This is a genomic window from Paenibacillus humicus NBRC 102415 (assembly GCF_004000905.1).
GTDB lineage: Bacteria > Bacillota > Bacilli > Paenibacillales > Paenibacillaceae > Paenibacillus_O > Paenibacillus_O humicus.
This window is the reverse complement of sequence record NZ_BIMD01000001.1, coordinates 306539-328733: the sequence shown is the minus strand read 5'-3', so window position 1 is coordinate 328733 and position 22195 is coordinate 306539. Positions and strand designations below refer to the sequence as shown.

Annotated in this window: 27 protein-coding genes; 21 read left to right on the top strand and 6 right to left on the bottom strand. The window is 56.2% G+C overall.

The features are described from left to right. The first annotated feature begins 25 nt into the window (after positions 1-25). The 4 genes from PHU01S_RS01520 to PHU01S_RS01505 all read left to right on the top strand — a co-directional run bounded on the left by PHU01S_RS01520 (position 26) and on the right by PHU01S_RS01505 (position 4866). Positions 26-964 (top strand): tyrosine-type recombinase/integrase, encoded by a 939-nt coding sequence (locus tag PHU01S_RS01520; RefSeq protein ID WP_246029112.1) that lies wholly within the window; start codon positions 26-28, stop codon positions 962-964. A gap of 190 nt (positions 965-1154) precedes the next feature. Continuing rightward, a complete protein-coding gene (locus tag PHU01S_RS01515) occupies positions 1155-2237 on the top strand; it encodes an endospore germination permease (RefSeq protein WP_048748200.1) in 1083 nt (360 codons plus the stop codon). Beyond that, positions 2227-3699: a spore germination protein gene (locus tag PHU01S_RS01510; protein WP_127505720.1), complete on the top strand. Its 1473-nt coding sequence runs from the start codon at positions 2227-2229 to the stop codon at positions 3697-3699. Before PHU01S_RS01515 ends, PHU01S_RS01510 begins: the two co-directional genes overlap by 11 nt. Before the next feature lie 3 nt (positions 3700-3702). Next, positions 3703-4866, top strand: coding sequence for a Ger(x)C family spore germination protein (locus PHU01S_RS01505; RefSeq protein WP_021878192.1), 1164 nt, complete (start codon positions 3703-3705; stop codon positions 4864-4866). Positions 4867-4934: 68 nt separating this feature from the next. On the opposite strand, the gene PHU01S_RS01500 is transcribed toward PHU01S_RS01505, so the two are convergent. Then, complete coding sequence (locus PHU01S_RS01500; RefSeq protein ID WP_127505718.1) at positions 4935-5978, bottom strand: Gfo/Idh/MocA family protein; 1044 nt, start codon at positions 5976-5978, stop codon at positions 4935-4937. 167 nt (positions 5979-6145) lie between these two features. Here PHU01S_RS01500 and PHU01S_RS01495 point away from each other — a divergent pair, with 167 nt between their 5' ends. The 10 genes from PHU01S_RS01495 (at position 6146) to PHU01S_RS01460 (ending at position 12165) form a co-directional block, all read left to right on the top strand. Beyond that, positions 6146-6553, top strand: coding sequence for a cupin domain-containing protein (locus PHU01S_RS01495; RefSeq protein WP_218032395.1), 408 nt, complete (start codon positions 6146-6148; stop codon positions 6551-6553). 5 nt (positions 6554-6558) lie between these two features. Next, on the top strand, positions 6559-7050 hold the full coding sequence (locus PHU01S_RS01490; RefSeq protein WP_246029119.1) for a helix-turn-helix transcriptional regulator: 492 nt from the start codon (positions 6559-6561) through the stop codon (positions 7048-7050). Then, positions 7044-7169: a hypothetical protein gene (locus PHU01S_RS26850; protein WP_281279714.1), complete on the top strand. Its 126-nt coding sequence runs from the start codon at positions 7044-7046 to the stop codon at positions 7167-7169. Before PHU01S_RS01490 ends, PHU01S_RS26850 begins: the two co-directional genes overlap by 7 nt. Before the next feature lie 93 nt (positions 7170-7262). Further along, positions 7263-7592, top strand: coding sequence for a hypothetical protein (locus PHU01S_RS27045; RefSeq protein ID WP_049867329.1), 330 nt, complete (start codon positions 7263-7265; stop codon positions 7590-7592). A 3-nt stretch (positions 7593-7595) separates the two neighbouring features. Further along, complete coding sequence (locus PHU01S_RS27040; protein WP_373864514.1) at positions 7596-7964, top strand: hypothetical protein; 369 nt, start codon at positions 7596-7598, stop codon at positions 7962-7964. 81 nt (positions 7965-8045) lie between these two features. After that, positions 8046-8597: a GNAT family N-acetyltransferase gene (locus PHU01S_RS01480; RefSeq protein ID WP_373864512.1), complete on the top strand. Its 552-nt coding sequence runs from the start codon at positions 8046-8048 to the stop codon at positions 8595-8597. Between the two features lie 114 nt (positions 8598-8711). Beyond that, entirely contained in the window at positions 8712-10307 is a 1596-nt protein-coding gene (locus tag PHU01S_RS01475; protein ID WP_127505709.1) for an amidohydrolase, read from the top strand. 24 nt (positions 10308-10331) lie between these two features. Then, positions 10332-10532, top strand: coding sequence for a hypothetical protein (locus tag PHU01S_RS01470; RefSeq protein ID WP_021878199.1), 201 nt, complete (start codon positions 10332-10334; stop codon positions 10530-10532). A 22-nt stretch (positions 10533-10554) separates the two neighbouring features. Beyond that, positions 10555-11541, top strand: a complete 987-nt coding sequence (locus tag PHU01S_RS01465) for an aldo/keto reductase (RefSeq protein WP_048748194.1) — start codon at positions 10555-10557, stop codon at positions 11539-11541. Between the two features lie 42 nt (positions 11542-11583). Next, the gene (locus PHU01S_RS01460) at positions 11584-12165 is read left to right on the top strand and encodes a DUF1003 domain-containing protein (protein WP_021878201.1); all 582 of its coding nucleotides are present in this window, start codon (positions 11584-11586) and stop codon (positions 12163-12165) included. A 61-nt stretch (positions 12166-12226) separates the two neighbouring features. Here the strand turns inward: PHU01S_RS01460 and PHU01S_RS26200 are convergent, their stop codons facing one another. Continuing rightward, positions 12227-12520 carry a hypothetical protein gene (locus PHU01S_RS26200; protein ID WP_127505707.1) on the bottom strand — a complete coding sequence of 98 codons (294 nt, stop codon included), beginning with the start codon at positions 12518-12520 and terminating at the stop codon, positions 12227-12229. A 44-nt stretch (positions 12521-12564) separates the two neighbouring features. Between PHU01S_RS26200 and PHU01S_RS01450 the strand changes: the two genes are divergently transcribed. From PHU01S_RS01450 to PHU01S_RS01425, 6 genes are all read left to right on the top strand, one after another. Beyond that, positions 12565-14001, top strand: a complete 1437-nt coding sequence (locus tag PHU01S_RS01450) for a right-handed parallel beta-helix repeat-containing protein (protein WP_218032394.1) — start codon at positions 12565-12567, stop codon at positions 13999-14001. Beyond that, on the top strand, positions 13998-14567 hold the full coding sequence (locus PHU01S_RS01445; protein ID WP_048748192.1) for a nitrous oxide reductase accessory protein NosL: 570 nt from the start codon (positions 13998-14000) through the stop codon (positions 14565-14567). Before PHU01S_RS01450 ends, PHU01S_RS01445 begins: the two co-directional genes overlap by 4 nt. Positions 14568-14570: 3 nt before the next feature. Then, positions 14571-15389, top strand: coding sequence for an ABC transporter permease (locus PHU01S_RS01440; protein WP_048748191.1), 819 nt, complete (start codon positions 14571-14573; stop codon positions 15387-15389). Then, the gene (locus PHU01S_RS01435) at positions 15382-16098 is read left to right on the top strand and encodes an ABC transporter ATP-binding protein (protein ID WP_048748190.1); all 717 of its coding nucleotides are present in this window, start codon (positions 15382-15384) and stop codon (positions 16096-16098) included. The genes PHU01S_RS01440 and PHU01S_RS01435 overlap by 8 nt, the downstream gene beginning before the upstream one ends. Before the next feature lie 51 nt (positions 16099-16149). After that, on the top strand, positions 16150-16659 hold the full coding sequence (locus PHU01S_RS01430; RefSeq protein ID WP_164762938.1) for a TlpA family protein disulfide reductase: 510 nt from the start codon (positions 16150-16152) through the stop codon (positions 16657-16659). Between the two features lie 166 nt (positions 16660-16825). Further along, a complete protein-coding gene (locus PHU01S_RS01425) occupies positions 16826-17503 on the top strand; it encodes a response regulator (RefSeq protein ID WP_048748189.1) in 678 nt (225 codons plus the stop codon). Positions 17504-17517: 14 nt separating this feature from the next. Here the strand turns inward: PHU01S_RS01425 and PHU01S_RS01420 are convergent, their stop codons facing one another. Genes PHU01S_RS01420 through PHU01S_RS01405 form a run of 4 tightly spaced genes read right to left on the bottom strand, consistent with a single transcriptional unit; the run spans position 17518 to position 20558 of the window. Next, positions 17518-18240, bottom strand: a complete 723-nt coding sequence (locus PHU01S_RS01420; protein ID WP_048748188.1) for a response regulator transcription factor — start codon at positions 18238-18240, stop codon at positions 17518-17520. A 9-nt stretch (positions 18241-18249) separates the two neighbouring features. After that, positions 18250-18606, bottom strand: coding sequence for a c-type cytochrome (locus tag PHU01S_RS01415; protein WP_049867335.1), 357 nt, complete (start codon positions 18604-18606; stop codon positions 18250-18252). Beyond that, positions 18603-19136, bottom strand: coding sequence for a hypothetical protein (locus tag PHU01S_RS01410; protein ID WP_049867336.1), 534 nt, complete (start codon positions 19134-19136; stop codon positions 18603-18605). The genes PHU01S_RS01415 and PHU01S_RS01410 overlap by 4 nt, the downstream gene beginning before the upstream one ends. A gap of 12 nt (positions 19137-19148) precedes the next feature. After that, a complete protein-coding gene (locus tag PHU01S_RS01405) occupies positions 19149-20558 on the bottom strand; it encodes a PepSY-associated TM helix domain-containing protein (RefSeq protein WP_084781264.1) in 1410 nt (469 codons plus the stop codon). Between the two features lie 277 nt (positions 20559-20835). Here PHU01S_RS01405 and bioB point away from each other — a divergent pair, with 277 nt between their 5' ends. After that, positions 20836-21852, top strand: a complete 1017-nt coding sequence (gene bioB / locus PHU01S_RS01400) for a biotin synthase BioB (RefSeq protein WP_021879631.1) — start codon at positions 20836-20838, stop codon at positions 21850-21852. Positions 21853-22195: the final 343 nt, after the last annotated feature.

Genomic DNA, 22195 nt, shown 5'->3' with positions numbered 1-22195 from the left:
AATTCAAAGCGGGAGGTTGGAGGACTTGTACGCAACGAATCATGAGCTTCAGGACACCTATGGAACGGAGCTCGAGCTGTTCGGCATCTGGATGAAAAACCAGGGCATGACGTCTTCGACCGAAAGAGCCTACAAAGCCGATGTCGGCCAATTTCTCTCGATGATGCATCCCGCTCCGCTGGAGCAGTCCACCAAGCTCGACATCATGCGTTATTTGTCCCGCACGAGAGAAGCGGGGGCAGGGGATGAAGCGCGCAACCGGAAGCTGTCCTCGCTGAGAGCCTTTTACAAGGCGCTCAACGAGATGGAGCAGCTGAATGTGAATCCGGCCGCGCTTACAGCCAAATCCAGGCAGCAGAAAAACCGCATCCCGGTCTATCTGGAGGAGGAGCAGCTGCAGCTGCTGTTCGAGCATATCGAAGGCAGGCATCGCGAGCGCAATCTTTCGATCTTGCTGCTGATGTCCTATGCCGGACTTCGGGTCGGAGAGATCCACAGGCTCAACCGACACGACCTGACGTCCGAAGGCATGCTGTCCGTGCTGGGCAAAGGGCGCAAATGGCGTTATCTGCCGCTGCCGTCATCGCTCGCGCGGCTCCTGCTCCAAATGATGGAAACCTCCGAGCTCAAGATGAAGCAAGGAAAGGAGCAGCCGATGTTCGTGTCTCAGCTGGGCAGGCGCCTGTCGATCCGGATGATTCAGAACATGGCGGATTCCACGCTCTCCCGGCTGCAGGCCAGCTTGCCGGAGCTGTCGATGAAAAAGCTGTCGAGCCATAAGCTGAGGCATAGCTTCGCCACGATGCAGATCCGCAGCGGCACGGATATCCGGACGCTGCAGGAGCTGCTCGGGCACGCCAGCATCGAGACGACTCAAATCTATACGCATATCGACAACAAGCAGCTGCGAGAGGCTATGGATTCCGTTGCCGGCAAAATACCGACATGGGTGAAGCGTGGATAGCCGCTTGTATGTTTCAGCCGAGATCGCCTGCAGACCGCAGCTTCCGCCTTTGGCCGAAGCTGCGGTTCTTTTTTTTGGCTCGGCAACGGGAAGGCATTAGCCGCCAGCAAGGAGAGGATCTGCTGCCGAATATCCATGGATGAAAATGGATACTCTAAGCGTTACTTGCTGCATAGGAGGCGAAAACTACATGTACTCGCGGACGCAGGTCATTTTCCTTCTCCTGTTATCGCTCGGCATATCGAATCATGTTCTTATCCTGCCGCAGCTGCTGAAGACTTCCGGAAGGGATTCCTGGATCAGCGTCCTGGTCGCATATGTATTTCTGCTTGCATGGGGCCTGTTCTTTGTGCGGATATCGAAATCCATCGGCAAGGAGAAGCTGTACGGCTGGCTGAAATCGCGGATGGGCGTCTGGATCGCCGTTCCGCTTATCGCGGTTATGGCATTGAACTATTTTCTCGCGGGGTATATTGCCCTCTTCGATATGATCGAGGTCGTGACGATTTTTTTCCTGCCTTTTACGCCCATCTGGATTGTTACCGTCTTGTTCATGCTGTTTGCCCTGGGCGCCTCTTACAAAGGAGGAAGCACGCTGTTTCAAATGTCGGCCCTGCTTCTGCCGATCATCTGGCTTCTGGGGCATTTCGTATCGGCGTTTACATTCTACGCCAAGGACTACGGTTATTTGATGCCCGTCCTGGCCAACGGAGCCGGTCCTGTGCTCAAGGGAAGCATGATCGTCGTCGGCGGTACGACGGATCTGCTGCTGCTGCTTCTGCTTCAGCACAAGCTCAAAAAGCCTCTCAACTATACCAGCCTCGTCATCCTGATCACGCTGTTATGCGGACTGGTCATTGGACCCGTAACGGGCAGCCTCGCTTCGTTCGGACCGTCGGTGGCCGGCAGCTTGCGCTTTCCCGCCTTCGAGCAATGGAGGCTGCTCATTGTCGGCAAGAGGATTTCCCATGTCGATTTCCTGGCCATCCTGCAGTTGATGGCCGGCTCTCTCGTGCGGGTCGCTCTGATGCTGTTCCTGCTGACGGATATTCTCGAGACGAAATCGATCCGATTCCGTCAGTGGTGGACAACGGGAATAGCGCTCGCACTGGTCGTCATGATCCTGCTGCCGATCAGCGACATCACGATGCAGCAATTCATGGAGTTCCTTTATTATCCGGGTCTCGTCCTGTTCGGTCTGGCTATGCTGCTGATCTTGTTCATCGCCAGCTTCATTCCGCCTGGAAGAGGGTTGAGCCGAAATGAAGGATAATCAGGAGCCAAAACAGCCGCCGGCGATAGCGCATCTGGAGGAGCTGCTGGCGGCGGGCAAGCTGAAGGGGGAGCATCTGAAGCAAGAGCTTTCGGTCTACTCGGATCTATGCTTCGCTCCCGTTCCGGAAGGTTATGCATCCAGGTTCGCTGTTTTCTACTGCGATGGAATGATCGATCATGCCGAGCTGAACGAATATATGAACCCGCTTATCGCTTGGCTCGACCAAGGAGGGAGCGAGCAGGGCGGCCCGCCGGTGTCCCCGCCCATCATCGAGGCGGATACCGCCAGCTGGATGATCGATCTGCTTTTCACCGGTTATGTCCTCTTTCATCAGGCGGGAGAGCGCAGGTTCCATGCCCTCAACATCGCGGATATTCCGAAGCGGCAGCCTGCGGAGTCCAATACGGAAATTTCCATCAAAGGACCCAAGGACGCCTTCACCGAAGAGGTGAATACAAACCTGGCCCTGATCCGCAAAAGGCTGCAGACGTCCCATCTATTCAGCGAGCAGTTCGATATCGGGTCTTTGAGCCGCACGAAGGTATACCTGGTCTATCTCGAGCATAAAGCCGATCCGGTCCTAATCGACGAAATCAGGAAGCGGCTCTCCAGCTTCGAGACGGAGAGCATCATTGGGAGCGGCCAGCTGGAGCAGTGGCTGTCGGACCGTTCTTTTTCCCTGTTTCCTCTCCTCGATTACATTGCCCGGCCCGATTTTGCTACGGAATGCCTGCTTAGAGGAAGGTTCATCGTCATCGTCAACGGGTCTCCGATGGTGCTGATCGGTCCAATCAATTTCTTCGAGGTGCTCAAGTCGCCGGAGGATGTGCATTACCCGTATCATTTCGTCATGCTTCAGAGGCTGATCCGGATGGTCGGGTTTCTGATCGCCATCTTCCTGCCCGGCTTCTGGGTCGCGATAGGTTCGGTGAACGTATCCCAAATTCCTTTTCAGCTGCTGGCGACGGTGGTCGTCTCCAGAAGCGGCATTCCGCTTCCGCTGGCGCTGGAGGCGCTTACTCTCCTGATTTTGTTCGAGCTTCTTAGGGAAGCGGGGGTCAGGCTGCCCAAAGCGGTCGGCCAAACGGTGGGCATCGTCGGCGGCATCATCATCGGCGATGCCGCCGTCCGTGCAGGACTGGCTTCGCCTACGATGCTCGTAGTCATCTCGACATCGGCAGTCGCGACGTTCGTGCTCGTCAACCAATCCCTATCCGGCACGGTGAGCGTCATCCGGCTGTTCGTCCTGTTCTTCTCCTCTTACTTGGGCGTGTACGGATTCATGCTGTCCGGCATCGGCATCCTGATCTATCTTTGCCGGCTGGATTCGTTCGGGCTCAACTATTTGGAGCCGATCGCTTCCCTGCAGTTCCGGGAATGGATGTCCGCCTTGGCCTTGAATCCGCGCCAAAGGCGCAATTATACGGCAACGATGCTGAAAAAACGGAAGAAGGGATAATCTATGTTGCGGCGCGCGCTGGGCGGAATCGCGGTCCTGCTGACGCTGACATCCTGCTCGGGAAACACGGATATCGTCGATCCTCAGGATCTCAATTACGTCACCGCGATCGGAATCGACTATGTAGACGGCAAGTACGTCGGGTATTATCAAATGCTCGATTTTGCATCCGTCGCCAAAACGGAACCCAATGCGAACGATCAAAGCCCGATGATCTGGGTCGGCCATGGCGAGGGCTCCACGCTGAACGACGCGATGTTTCAAATCTATAAAACGAGCCAATCCATGATTGTCTGGTCGCATATGACGGCTGTCATCTTCGGCGAAGGAGCTATCCGGCACGGACTCGAGCATGTATTCGACAGCTTGCCCCGCTACCATGAAATCAGGCTGACGCCATGGGTATACGGGACGAAGGACAAGATGGAGGATATTCTCATGATGAACGGATTTTTCCGGCAATCGGCGCTGAATACGATTTTGCATGAGCCCAAGTCCATCTTCATTCAGAATTCTCAGCTTGAGCCCGTGCAATTGTTCGAGTTGATGCGCAGCGCTTTCGAGCCGGGAGAGACCGCTTATATACCGGCGGTGTCCATTAATAAGACGCAGTGGAAGGATCAGAAAGGGAAAGAGGAAAAGCCGTATGTAAGCGGGGCTTACTTTATCAAGGAAAAGCGGCTGCAATCGCTCGTTCCGATCAAGCAGCTGCAGGGAATGCGCTGGCTTGCCCAAGAGTCGAACCGGATTTCGCTGCTTGTGCCTTCGGAGGACAAAACGGATGTGCAGATTATCTTTCTGGATCCGAAATCCAGCATTTCCGTCCGCCCGGGCCCGATTCCAACATTCGAGGTCGAAATCCAGACCAAAGGGTATCTATCGTCGCGGCAAGACGAGAAGTATATGTCTTTGTCCCAATTGGAGGCAGCATCCAACAGGAAAATTGAAGAAGAGGTCCGCCAGATGGTCGAGCAATCCGTTCGCACCAAGACGGACCTTCTGAATTTGGAGCATGCCATGTATAAAAAAGCCAATCGGGCGTGGAAAGCGCTTGGGAACGATACCTCGCTGTTCGACATGAAGCCGGTTGTGGAAATCAAGGTCAATGCTCGAATCAGCCATTCCGGCGCTCTCAAAAATCCCATGATCGGAGAAGTCAGCCGGTGATAGTCTAAAACGGATAGATTGGAGAGGCGATCCTGTGAGGACCCGATCGGATCGAGGTGAAGCCGGCGCTAGCGTCCGAGAAGCTCCGACAGGAGCACCTTCCGCCCGCTTCTTGAGCTTTCCATCGCGCCGAGCACCATAGCCATGCTGAGAAGATTGTCCCGACAGTCCGTTTCGGCGGGGCGTTCCTGCAGCAGGGAGTCGAACAATTCGTCCAGGCAGCGGTGATGCCAGGACGCGCCGCCGGCTGCAGGGGAGGTTTCGATCCGCTTCGTCGCCTTCAAGAAGGCTTGCTCCTCCTGCTGAGGGGTGAGGATGTCCGCATATGGGCTGTCCGAGCCGTTCCATATCGCCGTTCCTGCAGAGCCTGTAATCCTCCACTGAGCTTCCCACGAGGTGGGGGCGCCTTCTGCGCACCAGGAGCCCCGATAGTTGAACACGGAGCCGTCGGACATTTCGAATATGCAGACGGCAGCCGCGCTTCCCGCATACCAGGAGCCGGCGGGGTTGAATTCATGGCAATAGACGGAGATAGGATCGGCGCCGAGAATAAGCCTCGCCTGGTCGAACGTGTGGATGGCCATATCCAGAATGAGAGGGCTTTCCATGGCATCCCGGAAGCCGCCGAAGTGAGCGCCGATAAAAAAGTCCGCTCCGGCGAAACCGGGCTTGCCGATCGTTCCTTCCTTGATAAGGCTCCGCAACGCCCGTATATTGGGGTCGAAGCGTCTGTTCTGCATGACGGCATGCGATCGTCCCGTCTCATCTGATACCCGGACGAGATCGAGGCAGCCATCGAGCGATTCAGCGAGCGGCTTCTCGGAGAATACGTCGCAGCCAAGCTTCATCGCAGCTGTGCCGATCTCATGATGGCTGGCCGGGATGGTGACATCGAACACGAGATTGGCTTCGTTTTCCCTGATTGCTTCCTCAAGCGACACATACTTCCCGCAGCTCAGCCCATGTCTCTCGGCCATGCACTCAGCGGATTCCAGACGGATGTCGACGAGTCCGACAATTTCCGTGTCCTGCCTGCCCATGGCGTATTCCACCCAAGTATTCGCCATGCCGCCGCATCCGGCGACGACAATTCGAAACATCTTCTCTTTCATTTGTATTTGCCTCCTCCAGCCTGGCCCTTCCTATCGGGCTTGTCATTCACTCTGATTGTGAGCTATAGTAAACGCTGTCAAGTGAATTATAACGCATTCCAGCCCTGTATTCTCGATCCTAAATTGCGCAAAACCACTCTTATCTTGTGCAGGTGAAGCCGATGGAGATGAACCGGGAGCATTGGGAGAACAACCCTTTGGACCGCAGCTATCCATTCAAACTGTTTTTCAACGCTTCGGGAGAAACGAAGCCTGGCCAATGCGTCCTGTTCCTGCACTGGCACGAACATTTCGAGTTCATCGTGATGCGGCGGGGACGGGCCGTATTCCATATCGGCAGCCAGGTATGCGAGGCCGAGCCGGGAACGCTGCTCGTCGTGCAGGCGGGCGATCTGCATACGGGGTTCAGCCGCGGCTCGGAGCAAGTGGAGTATGTCTCTATCGTGTTCAACGGGGCGCTGTTCAGCGATTGGGCCAAGGAAGAGGACTATGACACGCTGCTCAGCCCTTTTTGGATGGAAGAGCTTCCCTGCCTGCCTATCCGGGCCGATGCGGAGAAGAAGCGCGGCGCTTGATCGACATGGCTGTCGCGGAGTCCGGGACAGGGTTCTCCGCTTCCGGGCGGATGATCGCCAAAACCTATCTGTTTCTTGCCTTTGCATGGCTGGCTCGGACTCATTTGCCTCCGGGACAGGCGGGACGGGCAAGGGAAGCCGGATTCCGGCAGGAAAGGTTCAAGGAATTGATTCGGCACGTGGAAGACAGCGGCGCGCCCATGGGAATCAGGGAAGCGGCCAGGATGGTGAGCGTGAGCCCGCATCATTTCTGCAAGATGTTCAAGAGGCTGACCGGAAGGACGTTCACCGATTTCGTGAACCGCTGCCGGATGCGGCAGGCGGCCAAGCTGCTCTTGGAAACCGGCTTGTCCGTCACCGAAGTCGCGGAACGCGTCGGCTGCAGCAATCCCAATTATTTTACGAGGCTGTTCAAGCAATATGTCGGCATGACGCCGTCGCAGGCGAGAAATAGAGCCTTGCCTGACAGGACGCAGGCTGGCGGCACGGATTGGTAGAACCGTCCGTAGAGTCTGTTGCGGCGATGCCTTGGGCATCGGTGAGCGAAGGAACGGCATACCGGGCGATCAAGGATGCTTACTTGCATGACGGCGGCAAGTGGCGCAGTCCATGCTGACAGCGCGTTTGATGGAATAGCCGCCTCTGGCCGATGCATGCCGATGATCGGTATCAGTCCGATGGAAAACCCGCGATGAAGGCGGGTTTTTTTGTGCTTGTTTTTCCCGACCGCAGCCTCTTCAAGATGGACTCGCCGTTCATGGCCGCTTATGCGCGGCTTGCGGTCCAGACCTGCCACCGGCGGGGAGCGTCTGCATCGGCGGCATGGCGGCGCAAATTCCTTTCAAAAACAAATCCCGCCGCCAACGAACGGGCGCTTGAAAAGGTTCGCCTCGACAAGCTGAGGGAAGTCCGGATCGGCCATGACGGCACTTGGGTCGCCCATCCCGGGCTTGTCGCAGTGGCAGAGGGGGGATTCAACGAACATATGCCGGGGGCGAGCCAGCTCTTCATCCACCCGGACGGCATCGTCGGTGCCTAGCAGCTGCTTGAAGCGCCACGAGAGCCCATTACCGAAGCCGGCGTCCGCCTGAACCTGTCGGTCGGCTTGAACTATATCGAAGCCTGGCTGCGTGGAACGGGCGCCGTGCCGATCAACAGCCTCATGGAGGATGACGCTTCGGCCAAAATCTCCAGGGCGCAGCTGTGGCAATGGATCCGCCATCCAGAAGGAAATCTGGAGGACGGCAGGAAAATGAGCGCCGATCTGTACCGCAAGCTGCTGGACGAAGAGCTTGCCAAGCTGCAGGCTGCCGCTTCATTGATTTCCCGGATCGACCTTTCGGCCAGGACGCCTGCCAAGGCGTCCTTCGTCTATGTTCCGTTCCAGAAGGATGGTAGAGAACGGGTTTAACCGATTTCGGTTCTGGACGGGCCGCAGACGGGCTGGTAATCTTTTGAAATAATGAGTTCGTTGAAAAGGAGAACAGCCATCATGAAACCCGTCCGATTTCTGGAAGGAAAATCCGTTTATCTGAGACCTGTGGAAGCAGGGGATGCCGACTGGTATTACGCCGGCCTGTACGACTCCGAGACACGGATGCTCACCGGCACGCAGAAGCACTATACGAGGGAACAAATCGTCGATTACCTCCATGGCAAGGAGAAGGATGCATCCTCCGTCCTTCTTCTGATCGCTCTCCGGGATACCGATGAACTGATCGGAGACATCGCGATTCAGGACATCGACCGCAACAACCGCAATGCGGGCATACGGATCGCGCTGAACGACAAGTCCCATCAGGGAAAAGGCTACGGAAGCGAGGCTTTGCGGCTCATGCTTGATTACGGATTCGGCATTCTCAATCTGCATCGCATCGAGCTGAACGTATTCGCGTTCAACGAAAGGGCGGCGCATGTCTACGAGAAGCTCGGCTTCAAGCGCGAAGGTGTACAGCGCGAGGCGCTCTATTATGGGCATGCCTATCATGACTCCATTCTCATGGCCATTCTCGAGGATGAATACAGGCAGCTGCATCGGAAATAGTCGCCATAAGCATCCCTCCATCAGGCACAAGACCGTCACGCGCGTGGCGGTTTTTTGTCTTTTGCGGCAGCGGCGATTTGGTATAATGAAAGAAAAAAACGGGGAGGGGTCGCCATGTCTGCCGTCTTATTCGTACGCGGCAATCTGTTCATGACGGAATCGGCCGCGGCCGATTCGGTCTACGTCGAGAATGGCATCATCCGGGCGATTGGAACCGCTTCCGAGCTGGAGCTTCAGCTCAGCGGGCGTCCTTACGCGAAAGTCGATTGGAACGGGGCGCAGGTGCTGCCCGGTTTGGTCGATGCCCATATGCATCTCGGGATGCATGGCATGAAGCTCGGCATGCTCGACTTTACCGAAGCGGCATCGAGGGAAGAGATGCTGCACATGATTGCCGAGCGGGCCGCCTCCACGCCGGAGGGCGAATGGATTCTCGGACTGAACTGGAACGAGAACAACTTCCCGGACGGAACGGCGCCGCATCGGAGAGAGCTGGATGAAATCACGGAGCGGCATCCCGTCTATCTCACTCGAACCTGCTTCCATGCGTTTCTCGGCAATTCGGAAGCGTTCCGCAGAGCCGGCGTTACGGCGGACACTCCCGATCCGGAATCGGGCGCCTTCGGCAGAGATGCCGGCGGTCAATTGAACGGCTGGATCTACGAGAATGCATCCGCTCCATTCGCCGCCGTCCAGCCCGCACCGGATTACGATTTCCTGAAGAGCTCGATGAGGCGGGCCAGCGAGGACGCGCTCCGGCTCGGACTTACGGCCGCCCACACCGAGGATCTCCGGCTGCTCGGCAGCGTGGAAGCGATGCTGCGCATCCAGAGCGAGCTGAGGGAGGAAGGCTTGGCTTTCCGGACCCATCAGCTGATGTTCCACGGCTTCCTGGACGAGATCCAGGAGCTTGGGATGCGGGCGGGCAGCGGCAGCGACTGGCTGCGGATCGGAGCGGTGAAGCTGTTCGCCGACGGGGCGGTCGGCGGCCGCACGGCGCTGCTCCGGGAGCCTTATCACGACGCGCCCGCCGCGCTGGGATTGGCGATGCATACAGCGGAGGAGCTGGCAGGGATTGTCGGCAGGGCGCGGCGGCAGGGATATCCGATCGCCTTCCACGCGATCGGGGACGGAGCCGCCGAGATGATGGCGGATGTGCTGGAGGCGCATCCGCTGGCCGCGGACGCCAAGCTCCCGGACCGCTTCATCCATGCCCAGATCGTGCAGCCGGCTACGGTGGAGCGCATGAAGAGGATGAATCTGGCCGTCGATCTGCAGCCGCGGTTCGTGCCGAGCGATTTCCCTTGGGTCATGGACCGGGTCGGCCCGGAGCGGACAAGCTATCTGTACGCCTGGAAGAAATGGCTGCAGACGGGATTGCCCTGCTCCGGAGGCAGCGATGCGCCGATCGAGCCGCTGAATCCGTTCCTCGGCATCCACGCCGCCGTTACGAGGCGCAAGCCCGGCGAGCGGCATGAAGGCTATTTGCCGGAGGAGAAGCTGAGCATCTCCCAGTCCATCGGGCTGTTCACGCACGGCAGCGCGGCCGCGGCGGGGGAGTCGGACCGGAGGGGCTCGATCGGGATCGGCAAGCATGCCGACTTCACCGTCGTCGACCGCCCGATCCATGACGGTATGGATCCCGACGAGCTGCTTCATGCCAAGGCGCTCATGACGGTCGTCAACGGCATCGTCGCTTATCAAGCCTAACTTTAAATCGATAAGGGGATTGTCATGTTCAGTTATATTCTCGTGGGGGCCGTCATTCTGGCGGCGATCGGCGCTACATTGGCGGTTGGCTTTTCCAAGGAAAATCGAAATGGGAACCCTGCTTATGACCGCGCGCATGGAAAAAAATGGGCAAGGCTCAGCATGCTGTATGCCGTGACGGCCGTGCTCAGCGTCGTCGCTCTGGTCTGGTTCGTGTTCAACTAATCATTTGGGGAGGAATGCAATCATGGACTATACGTACTTGGGAAGATCGGGACTGGAGGTTTCGCGCTTCTGCCTCGGCACGATGACTTACGGCAGCTGGGATATGGATGAAAAAAGCTCTCTCGCGGTCATTGACCAGGTGCTGGATTCCGGAATCAATTTCCTGGATACAGCCGACACCTACGGCAAGGGCACCTCGGAGGAGATCATCGGCAAAGCCTTGAAGGGACGCCGGGAGAAGGTCGTCGTTGCGACCAAGTTCAAGGTGAGGACCGAGGACGGCCCCAATGGAGAAGGGGCCAGCCGCTACCGGATCATGAAGCAGGTCGAGCACAGCCTGAAAAGGCTCGGCACCGACTACATCGACCTGTATCAGATCCATCGTCCGGATCCCCATACTCCGCTGGACGAAACGCTGAGAGCGCTCGATGATCTGGTCAAGCAGGGCAAGGTTCGTTATATCGGCTGCTCCAACTTCGAGGGGTGGCGGATCGTGGAGTCGCTCTGGACCAGCGACAGGATGAACCTGGAGCGGTTCGTCTCGAATCAGCCTTCCTACAGCCTGCTGGACAGGACGATCGAGCAGGAAATACTGCCCGCCTCGGAGCGGCATGGATTGGCCACGATTGTGTATTCGCCCCTGTCCGGCGGCTGGCTGTCGGGCAAATACAGGCAGAATCAGCCTCTTCCGGCCGATTCCCGCGGCGAGCGCATGAATCTGGCTGAACCGCGCAATCAAAAGAAACTGGAAATCGTCGAGCAGCTGGCGGCACTTGCGGATCAAAAAGGCGTCAAGCTGAGCCAGCTCTCCCTGTCCTGGCTGCTGCAGCGGAAAAACGTCATTCCCGTCATCGGCGTCAAAAGCCGCGGTCAGCTCGAGGAGAACCTGGGCGCGCTGGCCGTTCAATGGACGAGCGAAGAGCTGGATGCCATCGATATGATCGTGCCGGGTCCTTTCCGGGATTATTCGCGCGACGGAAGCTTCTGGATTTCTTCCCTGTCTCTATAGATCCATGATGAGATGACAAAGAGCGGAGATGAGAGATGATCGATGGCGAAAACAAAGGCTATGGATGCTGCAGGAATAGAGGCTGAAATGGAGGCCGAGCTGTCAAGGGACGATCTGAGTACGTATTCGTCCAGGCTGAACGGATTCGTAGCCGAGTTCGAGCATGTGATCCATTCCAAGGTGAACGAGGAGTACGACAAAAATACCCGTTGGCCGGACAAGCTTGCGGACCGAATCGCCCAGTTCGGCGGAAGCTGGCGGTTCATCGTTATCTTTTTTGCCGTGCTGGCTTTATGGATCGTCATCAACAGCCTGGCGCTGACAAAGGCGATCCGCTTTGACGGGCCGCCCTTCATCCTGCTCAACCTTGTGCTGTCGTTCCTGGCGGGCTTCCAGGCTCCGATCATCATGATGAGCCAGAACCGCCAAGCGGCCCGCGACAAGCGCGAGAGCATAATCGATTATGCGATCAATTACAAGGCCGAGCTGGAAATCGACGATATGCAAGGGCATCTGCATCGCCTCGAGGCGGATTTTGCAAGCTTTCGCAGCGAAACGAAGAGGGATATGGAAGAGATCAAAGCTCTGCTGCGGTCGACTGACGCCAAAGGGAAAGCCGATTGAGTGGTCGAGCCGCGAACCTAAAGGTTTGTTTGATACTTAAGGGTGTAGATCATTAATCCAATTAATTGTATGTTCCCGATGGTTGATCCGGATTGTTGATGACATTAACAAAAAAGAAAAAAGGAAAGAGAGCACCGATCCGGCGCTCTCTTTTTTGTTGCTTGCGCACAGTCGATTGAGCCGGAGTTCTGTCCGAGCTTGCTGGATGTTCTCGCCGTTTCAAGCACGGAATGAACGGCTTGCTTAGCGGATTGAGTCCATACCGGCTGCGGCATGCCCATTCCCCTGCATTCGGTTCTTCCATCAAGCAAGCATGGATATCGAGACAGCCTGTCACGGGATCGTCATTGCTCATAGCCCGAAAGGGTTATGTGCAAAATCTCCGTTTCTTTTATGATCATGGAAGGGGAGAAACGGGCTTTGCACAGAGGGGGGAGTTTCCTGGCTATCCAGTTCAACCATGATTGCCGATTAGGAAGGCTCGTCAGACGAGCAGCCGTCCTGGCCGTATGCACGGCATGCTTGCCGGGAGCATCGGGGCATGCCGATTCGGCAGCGGCTTCCCCGACAGAGATTGGAGCGGCTTCGCTTCAAAACAGGCTGGATGCAGCCAAGCCGGGAGAAGCCGTAACACTGCCGCCCGGACAGTACGCGGAAGCGATCGTCATCTCGAAAAGACTGATCGTACAAGCCGAAGGCGTGACCTTGACCGGATCGGGCGGGGATGCTCCTGTCGTGAAGCTGGCCGCGGAAGGAGCGGAGCTGCACGGAATGGCCGTTGAAAAAGATGCTGCGGGCGAAGCTCCGGCCGTACTCATATCCGCCGACAGGGTCGTCGTGGATGGGCTTCGAATCAAGTCCCGCTCTTACGGCATCCAGCTTCGCAAATCCAACGGATCCACCATCAGGGGCTCGGTCGTCGCTCCCACGGATGATCTCAAGGGAAAATCGGCTCGCCAGACCGACAAGCGAAATGGAATCGACCTTTTTCAGTCCAACGGCAATCTCATTCAGGAAAATCGGGTGACCGGCATGTTCGACGGGATCTACATGGAGAGCAGCCATGACAATGCCGTCCTAAGCAACGAGATCGACCACTCCCGGTACGGCATTCATTGCATGTATACCAACGGCACGATCATGAGGCGCAACAGCGGCGAGTTCAACGTTACCGGCATTATGGCCATGATCGTGAAGGGAGCCGAGGTGACCGACAACGTCTTTACTCGGCAGAAAGGCAGCGTCAACTCGCAAGGCATGCTGTTCTTCGATGTGCAGAATACCCGGGTCGCAGGCAACGAGCTGACGGGAAACCGCGTCGGGCTTTACATCGAGATGTCCCGGAACAACGTATGGGAGCACAATGACGTTTCGTACAACTTCGTCGGCATTCAACTGCTGGACTCTCAGAGCAATCGGCTCGAGAACAACCGCTTCGTCTCGAATGTCATCGAAACGCAAGCGGATGGCAGCAAGGACAACGAGCTGCTCCATAATTATTGGGATGCCTTTCAAGGACTGGATCCCAGCGGCGACGGGATCAGCGATATCCCGTACGTCATGAATCCTTTTTTTCAAAGGCTGACGAAAGGAATACCGGCTTATCAGATTTTTTTCCAGTCTCCGGGCATGAGGTTTCTGGAAAGTCTCTTCACTGCGGATGCAAAGCAATGGACGCAGGATCGCGAGCCCAGGATGGAGCCTGCTTTGTCATCATCCGCTTCAACCGATAGCCGGCCGAATCCATGGAGCGCAGCGGAGACGGGAATAGCCGGAGCGGCTCTGCTCGTGGCGGCACTAACGATCATTACACTAATGGGGGTCAAAAAATCATGAAAAAAATTACGCTCGTGCTGTTCGTTTCCTTATTCACCATCCTGCTGGCTGCCGGTTGCGGCAAGCAAACCTATGAGCCGGTGCCGATCGACGAGACGGTGGACAAATGCGCCATTTGCAATATGCAGATCAAGGACGATGCTTTCGCCACTCAACTGACGACAACCGAGGGCAAGACATTCAAATTCGACGATATCGGATGCATGAACGAGTGGAAGGAGAAAAACGCGGAGGCAAAGATCGGCGGCGAATACGTTCGTGATTACAATGACAAGGAATGGATTCCTTATGACCAAGCCGCTTATGTCTACGATGCCGATTTCAAGTCGCCTATGGCGTACGGGATCTACAGCTTCAAGGACAAGGCTTCAGCGGAAGCGTTCACGAAAGAACAAGGAAAAGGCCGGCTCATGACAGCCGCGGACCTGGCTTCGCATGAATGGACGCAGAATAAAGCCCAAATGGGCATGGATATGGGAGAAGGACACTCGCATGATGAAGGCGGTGAAATGGATATGGGCGCAAATGCGGGAGCGACTGCAAATATGGGCTCCGATTCCCATTAAGCGATGAATATGCTGCATATTGCGCGAAGGGAAATCAAGCTCGGCTTCCGCAACCCGTGGGCCTACTCTTTTCTAGCGCTGTTCACCCTGTTCACCCTCGTCCTGCTGCTGATTCATTCGAGCAGCTCGATATCCGGCTACACAAGCACGACCGGTTCCATGTTAAGCCTGATCTTGTATCTGCTGCCTCTCATGACGCTGCTGATCGGCTCCTTTTCCCTGACGGCGGAAAAAGAGGAAGGGAGCTGGCAGCTGCTGTCCACCTACCCTCTGCGAACATGGTCGTTCATCCTGGGCAAATATGCCGGGCTCGCCATTGTCCTGATGACGGTCGCCGCCTTTGCGTACGGCGTGAGCGGAGTAGCCGGAGCGCTTGCAGGAGGAGGCTTCCAGCTCCGGACCTTGCTGCTGTTCCTTGTATTTTCCGTCCTTCTGATTCTGCTCTTCCTGGCCGTCGCTCTCCTGATCGGGACTGCGGCCCGCAACCGCTGGCAGGCGCTCACTTACGGTGTCGCCTTCTGGTTCTTCACCGTCATCGGCTGGCCGGCGCTGCTGATCGCGGGACTTGGGTTCGTTCCCTATCTGTGGATCAAGCCGGCGTTGATCTTCCTGACGTTTCTCAATCCGGCCGAGCTGGTGCGATTATTCGTCGTGGTGAAGCTTGGCGGCGGTTCTATCCTTGGTCCCGATTATTACAAATGGGTAGACGTCATGAGCGAGCCGCTGGGAGCCATCCTTTTTGCCGCCGTATGCCTGCTCTGGATCGTGGCGGCGTCCGGAGTCTCAGCCTGGGCTTGGGAAAGGGGGCGTTCCCGTGGATGAACCTGTTCTTAGAATCGAGGGAGCCGGCAAAACGATCAAAGGCCAGACGATCCTTCGTCCTGTGTCCTTGTCTTTGCAAAGAGGTGACGTCTATGCCCTTTGCGGCGGCAACGGAGCGGGCAAAAGCACGCTGCTGCGCATGGTGATGGGCATCCTCCAGCCGACGGCCGGGCGGATCGAAGTGAACGGCCTGAGCTGGAAGGACAATCGCCGGTCTTACGCCGAACAGATGGGCTATATGCCGGACGACTATTCTTTTGCCAGAGGGCTGACGGCTTGGGAAACGCTGAGCTTCTGGGCTTCGCTGCGGGGGCTGTCCCGCGGGAGGACCGCGGAGGTCCTGGAAGAAGTCGGCTTGACGGGAGTAAGGAACAAGCAGGTCGCCTCTTTTTCCAAAGGCATGCGCCAACGGCTGCTGTTTGCCCAGGCGCTGCTGTCGCGCCCGTCCTTGCTCGTGCTGGATGAACCGACCAACGGCCTCGATCCTTACTGGATGGATGCTTTTGTGGAGCTGGTGAAGAGGGCCGCCGAGGATGGGCATGCCGTGATTTACTCGACTCATCAGCTGCCTGTAGCCGAAGCCTCCGCGAATTACGTCCTGTTCCTGCAGGAAGGATCGGCCGTCAAGCAGGGCGCTGTTTCATCCTTTTTGGAGGAGTACGGACCAGGCGGGCTGCATGCAGCGTTCAGCGATACGCGTCGCGGATAAGGAGGATTTATGAACAGAGGCCGCTTCCGTTTCGAACGAAGGCCAAAGATCTTGCTGACTTTGCTTCTTCTGGCTGCGGCTCTTCTTGCGACCGTCGCCACGATCGCCGACAACCGGCCGCAAGGGACGGGCGCTTCGGTCAAAGAAGGCTCGGCGGCTCCGGATATCGGGGTCAAGTCACTGACCGGGGAAAGCATTCATTTATCCGACTATCGCGGCCGAGCGGTGCTCGTCCACTTTTGGGCCAGCTGGTGCGTTCCTTGCGTCACGGAGCTGCCCTTGATCAGCGAAGCAGCCCGCTCGGCTCTGACTGGAAACACGACGGCCGTCCTGGCCGTCAATGTAGGGGAAAGCCGCGGAACGATTCGTGAATTTATGGATGCCAACCATATCGACATGCCCGTATTCGTGGATATAACGGGGGAAGCGGTCAGCGCTTATCGGGCGAATGCGCTTCCGACTTCCATTCTGATCTCTCCGGAAGGAAAGATCGCCCGCATCGTCCAAGGACAATTTCAAAGTGTCGCGGACATCGAGAAATCCCTTGCTGAGGCATTATGAATACCGAAAAACCCGCTTCGATCGAAGCGGGTTTTTTTATCGTATCCATTTTCTAGCCGCAATGAATGCTTGAGATTGCTGCCCGGTGACTCCAAAGAGTCATGTTCTTTTCATCCCGCTGCTGCACAATGGGGGAACAAGGACAAAGAAGCAGGTGAAGAAGACGATGCAAACAAGAGTAAAGGTGCTTGTCGTGGATGACCACTCCATGGCGCGCGAAGGCGTTCGAGAGCTTTTAAAGGAAGATTCCGCTTTTGTCATCGTGGGAGAAGCTTCAAGCGGGAAGGAAGGCTTGGAGCTGGTCAGGCTGCTGCAGCCGGACTTGATTCTGATGGATATCCGCATGGCTGGAATGGACGGCCTGGAGACGACAAAACGGATCAAGATGGTCTACCCCTGGATCAAGATCGTGATGATGACCGTTTCGGATGATATATCCGATCTGTTCGAGGCAGTAAAAAAAGGGGCGCAGGGATACCTGCTCAAAAACCTGCAACCCGGAACCTGGCTGAGCTATCTAAGAGCGATCGTATCCGATGAAACCCCCATGTCCAAAGAGCTCGCTTCCATGGTCTTAAAGGAATTTCAAGCCTATCCTGCCGATTATTCCGCCGTGTCGCCTTTAACGAACAGGGAACGTGAAATTCTTTCCTGCGTGGCCAAAGGGCTGATCAATAAAAAGATTGCGGAGGAGCTGACGATCTCCGAGCATACCGTCAAAAATCACCTGAAGAACATCCTGGCCAAGCTTCAGCTCGCCAATCGGGTCCAGCTGACGCGGTACGCTTACGAGCAAGGTCTCATAGACCGCGACGTCCTGCCGCCGGATCGTCATCGGTTCTAGCCTGGGCATGCCGGTCACCGCTGAAGTCTCTCGATCAACCGGTACCCTTCTCCGCGAACCGTCTGGATCCATTTCGAAGATCCCGGAAGAGCTTCTTCCAGCTTGGCCCGCAGATTCATGATGTGGGTATCGATCGTCCTGGCATGAATAGATGGACTCCGCATGTTTTTTCGAAAAGCGGAAGAGCGTGTGCGGATCAAGAGCTCGTTTCTGGAAAGCACTTGATTCGGACTGTTTCTCAGGCAGGAGAGGAGCTCGTACTCCATGGGCGCCAGTACGACCGGCTTATTGTGGATCCAACAGATCAGGTGAGCCGGATCAAGCTTCAGCAAATAGGGTCGTCTCGACTTATGGAGGGGAGAAAGCACGGCAAAGGATCGGTACACAAGGGCATTCACCCGCAGGACAAGCTCCTTTTCGCTGATCGGCCAGCTGAGGCAATCATCCGCGCCATTCTCGAACGCCTGGATAGAAGACGATTTCTGCTCCTCGGCTCGGAGCAGAATAAAAGAAGCTTCCGTTTGCTTTTTAACTTCGCTGCAGATCGTGCAGCCGTCAATATCCTTAAGATTGGATTCGGCGAGGACGACATCGTAAGGCTCCTGAAGAGCTTGGAGAAGTCCGCCTGCTCCGTCCCCTTCGACGCGAACCGTCCAGTTCGCCTTCAAGCCGCTGCGCATGACTTGATTGCGGACGGAAGGCTTCTCGCTGATGACCAGAATGGTTGGCCGCTTCATGGCATCCCCCTACTTCTGTTCAGACAGCCATAGAGTGAGGTTGACGATATCGTTCTCCTCCAGCTTGGATTTGAAGCCGGGCATGCCGCCGCCTCCTTGACTGATCTGCCGGAATAGCTGCTCTTTGCTCCAGCTGCTTCCGATCGTCTTCAGGGAAGGCCCCATGCCTCCTTGGAGATTGCCTCCATGGCATGGAAGGCAGCTGGACTTGTAGATGGTTGCCGCAGCTGCCGCATCTGCGGGCGTGCTCGGAAATGCCGCGTTTTCCTGGACTGCCGTCCGCTGCGGTTCAGGCAGGCGGAACGAGAGCAAATAGACAGCCAGCACAGCCGCTAGAAGAAGGACAATCCCCATGAACCATTTCATGATTGAGTTCGCTCCTTCCATGACCTCGTTCTGAATTCTTTCTGTCCGTGATGATGCCCGCCGGCAGCAGGGGTGGAGGGGGCATCGTTTTCTTGCTTTTCAAGCTCGGTCAAATGCTTGGAGGCCTGTGCGCCGATCGCAAAGCGCTTTGCCGGCATAATCTCATATTCCGCTGATATACCGCTGAATTTCACCCTGTAAACCCCTTCCTTATCGAAAGCAGGTGAAGCCGTATAACAACCCGGAGAGGACATCACGCCCGGAACGGTGAGAGGAGGGGAGGAGCCGTCCTCCGGCCAGAATTGGAACTGGGCTTTGTAAAAGCCTTCGTACGGCTTGCCGTTTTCTTCGACCTGGATGGAAAACGTCTTGTCCATGCCCAGCTTTAGGTCAGTAGGCACTTTCATATCCACGCTAAGATGAGGAATAAAGCCGTTGGCATCTCGTCCGGACATATCGGCCGTGCAGCCGCTGAACAGGAGGGAACTCGCCGCGATCATCATTCCAGCTATGCGTTTTTTTCTTTTCAACTGCGATTCCTCCTAGGAAGAGAGCCAGCGGCGCAGAGCCGGGATCCGAGAAATGAGTACAAGGTCGACAATCAAGATGGCCAATATGGAGAGGCCGACGAGCGGCATAAGGATGCCTAGTACAGCCATGATGGCCAGAACGCCGATCATGACGCGTTTATCCTTGGGCTTGCGGGGGGCGCCTAATGTGCCTGAAGGCTTTCGCTTGCGCCACATGACATAGGATCCGGCCGAAATAAGCACAAGGCCGAGGCATGTCACTAGTCCGATGATCTGATTGGCCAGGCCGAACAGCCTGCCTTCATGAAAAGCGATGCCCAGGGTGATCAGCTTTGCCATAACACCGAAGTCCTGGTAGCGGACATCGGTAAGGACGGCGCCGCTGTATGGGTCCACATGCAGAGTGACTTCTTTTCCCGGCTTTACATGATCGGTAGATACGCTGTATACGCCGGAGTCACCCCTCGGCATGGTTATCGTATAAGGCTTAAGGACATGTTGACGCTCCGCAATGGCGGCGATTTCGTTCATAGACAGCCTTACATAACCGCCCGAGATGGAATTCGGCACGGGCGTATTTTCGGCCGCCCATGGAATATTGTCCGCAATATCCTTGGCGACGGTAATGGATTCCGGCTGCCCCGAAAAAAGGTATGCGTAGGGAGGTGTATTGGTATTGGTGGCGTTGGCCGCCCGATCGATCTGTCCGCCAAGGACGCCTGACCAAGGGAGTCCGGTCGCAATCAGGATGAGAATGAACAGGGACAGCCAGAATGCGGGTACGGCATGCAGATCACGCCAGAATGGACGGCTCCCCCGCTTGCCGAGCCTGGGCAGCACCGTTCCCCAGATGCTGAATCGGCCCCGCGGCCACCATAAATAGAGCCCTGTAACCGTGAGAACGATTCCCCAGCAAGCGGCCATTTCCACAAGACGGTTCGGCAGCGTTCCGCTCAGAAGCAGCTGGCTGTGCATCTTTTTGAAGAAGGAGGAGAAGGTTTTCTCGGCGTTCATCATCCCGTACACTTTTCCGTCATAGGGATCGGCATAAAGAACGGCCTGCGCCCCTTCATTCATGACCGAAAACGTTACCGTCGACTTCGCATCATCAGGCAGGGTAATGGACTGGATGCTCAGGCCCGGATGCTGCTGCTTGACGGCTGCCGAAAGCTGATCGGGCGAAAGCCTGGAAGCGCCGACTTCCCGAACGGTGAGCAGATCCTTGTAGAGATAACCTTCGATTTGCGGCTTGAACAGGTACATGGATCCGCTGAAAGCAAGAAGGATGAGAAACGGCGCAAAGATGATTCCGGCATAGAAATGCCATCTCCAGACGGTTTGATACAGGGCGGGAAGCAAGCCGCGATTGCCGCCCGTCCGGATGCTGCCAGTCGATGTCTGCAGCTCAGGCTCCATCTTCATCTGTATGAACAACCCCCATTCAATTAGGTCCTTATCGACCTTCATAAGTATAGGGAACCGGAACCTATTCAACATGACTCGAAGGGGTCATTTCGGCTGCAGCTTCTTTTGGGAGGGAACGCATCGGCCATTTGTGTTAACTTAAAAATGTTATGACAGGTTAACATTTCCTTTACAGGCTGCCGGTCCACTGATACAATGGCCTGGATCATTGTTAACCACATACCTTTTAATTAAGGTTAACAATAGAAGGATACGAACAGGGTGATCAAAGCGGATGGCTAGGACCGAGAAAAAGGATTGGAACCGATTTGCGGAAAAAGCGTTGAACGGAGAATGCCTGACGCTGGAGGAAGGACTTGCCCTTCTGGAGGCGGGGAATGATGAGATCCTATCGATTCTGCAGGCGGCTTTCACGGTGCGCAAGCATTTTTACGGAACGAAGGTCAAGCTCAACATGATCATCAATGCCAAGAGCGGCCTCTGTCCGGAGGACTGCGGTTACTGCTCGCAATCGATCGTATCGGCGGCCCCGATCGAAAAATACAAGCTGCTGGACAAGGACACGCTGCTTGCCGGCGCGCGCGAGGCGATGCAGCGCAAGGCCGGCACTTATTGTATCGTGGCATCGGGAAAAGGTCCGACCGATAAGGAGATCGGGCAGGTTGTCGAAGCGGTCAAAGAAATACGGGAAACGCTGCCGCTCAAAATCTGCGTCTGCCTCGGCATCCTGAAGGAAGGACAGGCGGAAAAGCTGGCGGATGCAGGGGTTCACCGGTACAACCACAATCTGAACACAAGCAAAGGAAACTTTCCGTCCATTACGTCGACACATACCTACGATCAGCGGATCGAGACAATCCTTGCGGCGAAGCGGAGCGGAATGTCTCCTTGCTCGGGAGTCATTGTCGGCATGGGCGAGACAAACAAAGAGATAGTGGAAATGGCTTATGCCCTTAGAGAGCTGGATGCGGATTCGATTCCGATCAATTTCCTGAACCCCATTCCGGGGACGCCTCTCGAAGGCTCGCAGCTGACGCCGGCCATGAAGGCTCTCAAGGTGCTGGCATTGTTCCGCTTCCTGTGCCCCTCCAAGGAAATCCGCATCGCGGGCGGCCGCGAGTTGAATCTGCGTTCCCTTCAGCCGTTTTCCCTATATGCGGCCAATTCGATTTTCGTAGGCGACTATTTGACGACGGCAGGTCAGGAGGCGATGGCCGACTATCAAATGATTGAAGACCTGGGCTTTGAGATCGAAGAGAATGCCCTCGGAACCGAGATGAATCCGGCGTGAACGAGGAAGGACGGTGCCTGGCCTGTCGGTTCGAGAAACCGTGGAGGATATCCTCCACGGCGTTTTTTTCGTCCGGTTTCAACGCTCCGAACAGGCTGGCATCAGCATATGTCAGCGGTCGAATCAATAGCCCGATCGAGCGGTTTTTTCATTTTTCACGCAGTTGTCGGAAAGAGTTGATCCTTTGTTGAACGTTTAAGGTCGAAGAAATGACAGGCATTGAATTGCAGCCAGACAACGGTACAATGAATTTAATCCTGCATGGCCAGTCGTCTTTGGACAGCTTTTCATCCACGGTTCCCGCCGGTCGGTCGCCAAGGCTGTCAATTCCCTGCAGCAAACA

Coding starts and splice junctions, on each gene's coding strand:
- PHU01S_RS01515 (WP_048748200.1), top strand. CDS start 1,155: ATGTACTCGCGGACGCAGGTCATTTTCCTTCTCCTGTTATCGCTCGGC.
- PHU01S_RS01510 (WP_127505720.1), top strand. CDS start 2,227: ATGAAGGATAATCAGGAGCCAAAACAGCCGCCGGCGATAGCGCATCTG.
- PHU01S_RS26200 (WP_127505707.1), bottom strand. CDS start 12,520: ATGAGCAATGACGATCCCGTGACAGGCTGTCTCGATATCCATGCTTGC.
- PHU01S_RS01470 (WP_021878199.1), top strand. CDS start 10,332: ATGTTCAGTTATATTCTCGTGGGGGCCGTCATTCTGGCGGCGATCGGC.
- PHU01S_RS01420 (WP_048748188.1), bottom strand. CDS start 18,240: ATGAAGCGGCCAACCATTCTGGTCATCAGCGAGAAGCCTTCCGTCCGC.
- PHU01S_RS01495 (WP_218032395.1), top strand. CDS start 6,146: ATGAACCGGGAGCATTGGGAGAACAACCCTTTGGACCGCAGCTATCCA.
- PHU01S_RS01445 (WP_048748192.1), top strand. CDS start 13,998: ATGAAAAAAATTACGCTCGTGCTGTTCGTTTCCTTATTCACCATCCTG.
- PHU01S_RS01425 (WP_048748189.1), top strand. CDS start 16,826: ATGCAAACAAGAGTAAAGGTGCTTGTCGTGGATGACCACTCCATGGCG.
- PHU01S_RS01465 (WP_048748194.1), top strand. CDS start 10,555: ATGGACTATACGTACTTGGGAAGATCGGGACTGGAGGTTTCGCGCTTC.
- PHU01S_RS01490 (WP_246029119.1), top strand. CDS start 6,559: ATGGCTGTCGCGGAGTCCGGGACAGGGTTCTCCGCTTCCGGGCGGATG.
- PHU01S_RS01460 (WP_021878201.1), top strand. CDS start 11,584: ATGGCGAAAACAAAGGCTATGGATGCTGCAGGAATAGAGGCTGAAATG.
- PHU01S_RS01450 (WP_218032394.1), top strand. CDS start 12,565: ATGGAAGGGGAGAAACGGGCTTTGCACAGAGGGGGGAGTTTCCTGGCT.
- PHU01S_RS01505 (WP_021878192.1), top strand. CDS start 3,703: ATGTTGCGGCGCGCGCTGGGCGGAATCGCGGTCCTGCTGACGCTGACA.
- PHU01S_RS01500 (WP_127505718.1), bottom strand. CDS start 5,978: ATGAAAGAGAAGATGTTTCGAATTGTCGTCGCCGGATGCGGCGGCATG.
- PHU01S_RS01415 (WP_049867335.1), bottom strand. CDS start 18,606: ATGAAATGGTTCATGGGGATTGTCCTTCTTCTAGCGGCTGTGCTGGCT.
- PHU01S_RS01475 (WP_127505709.1), top strand. CDS start 8,712: ATGTCTGCCGTCTTATTCGTACGCGGCAATCTGTTCATGACGGAATCG.
- PHU01S_RS01405 (WP_084781264.1), bottom strand. CDS start 20,558: ATGAAGATGGAGCCTGAGCTGCAGACATCGACTGGCAGCATCCGGACG.
- PHU01S_RS01480 (WP_373864512.1), top strand. CDS start 8,046: ATGAAACCCGTCCGATTTCTGGAAGGAAAATCCGTTTATCTGAGACCT.
- PHU01S_RS01440 (WP_048748191.1), top strand. CDS start 14,571: ATGAATATGCTGCATATTGCGCGAAGGGAAATCAAGCTCGGCTTCCGC.
- bioB (WP_021879631.1), top strand. CDS start 20,836: ATGGCTAGGACCGAGAAAAAGGATTGGAACCGATTTGCGGAAAAAGCG.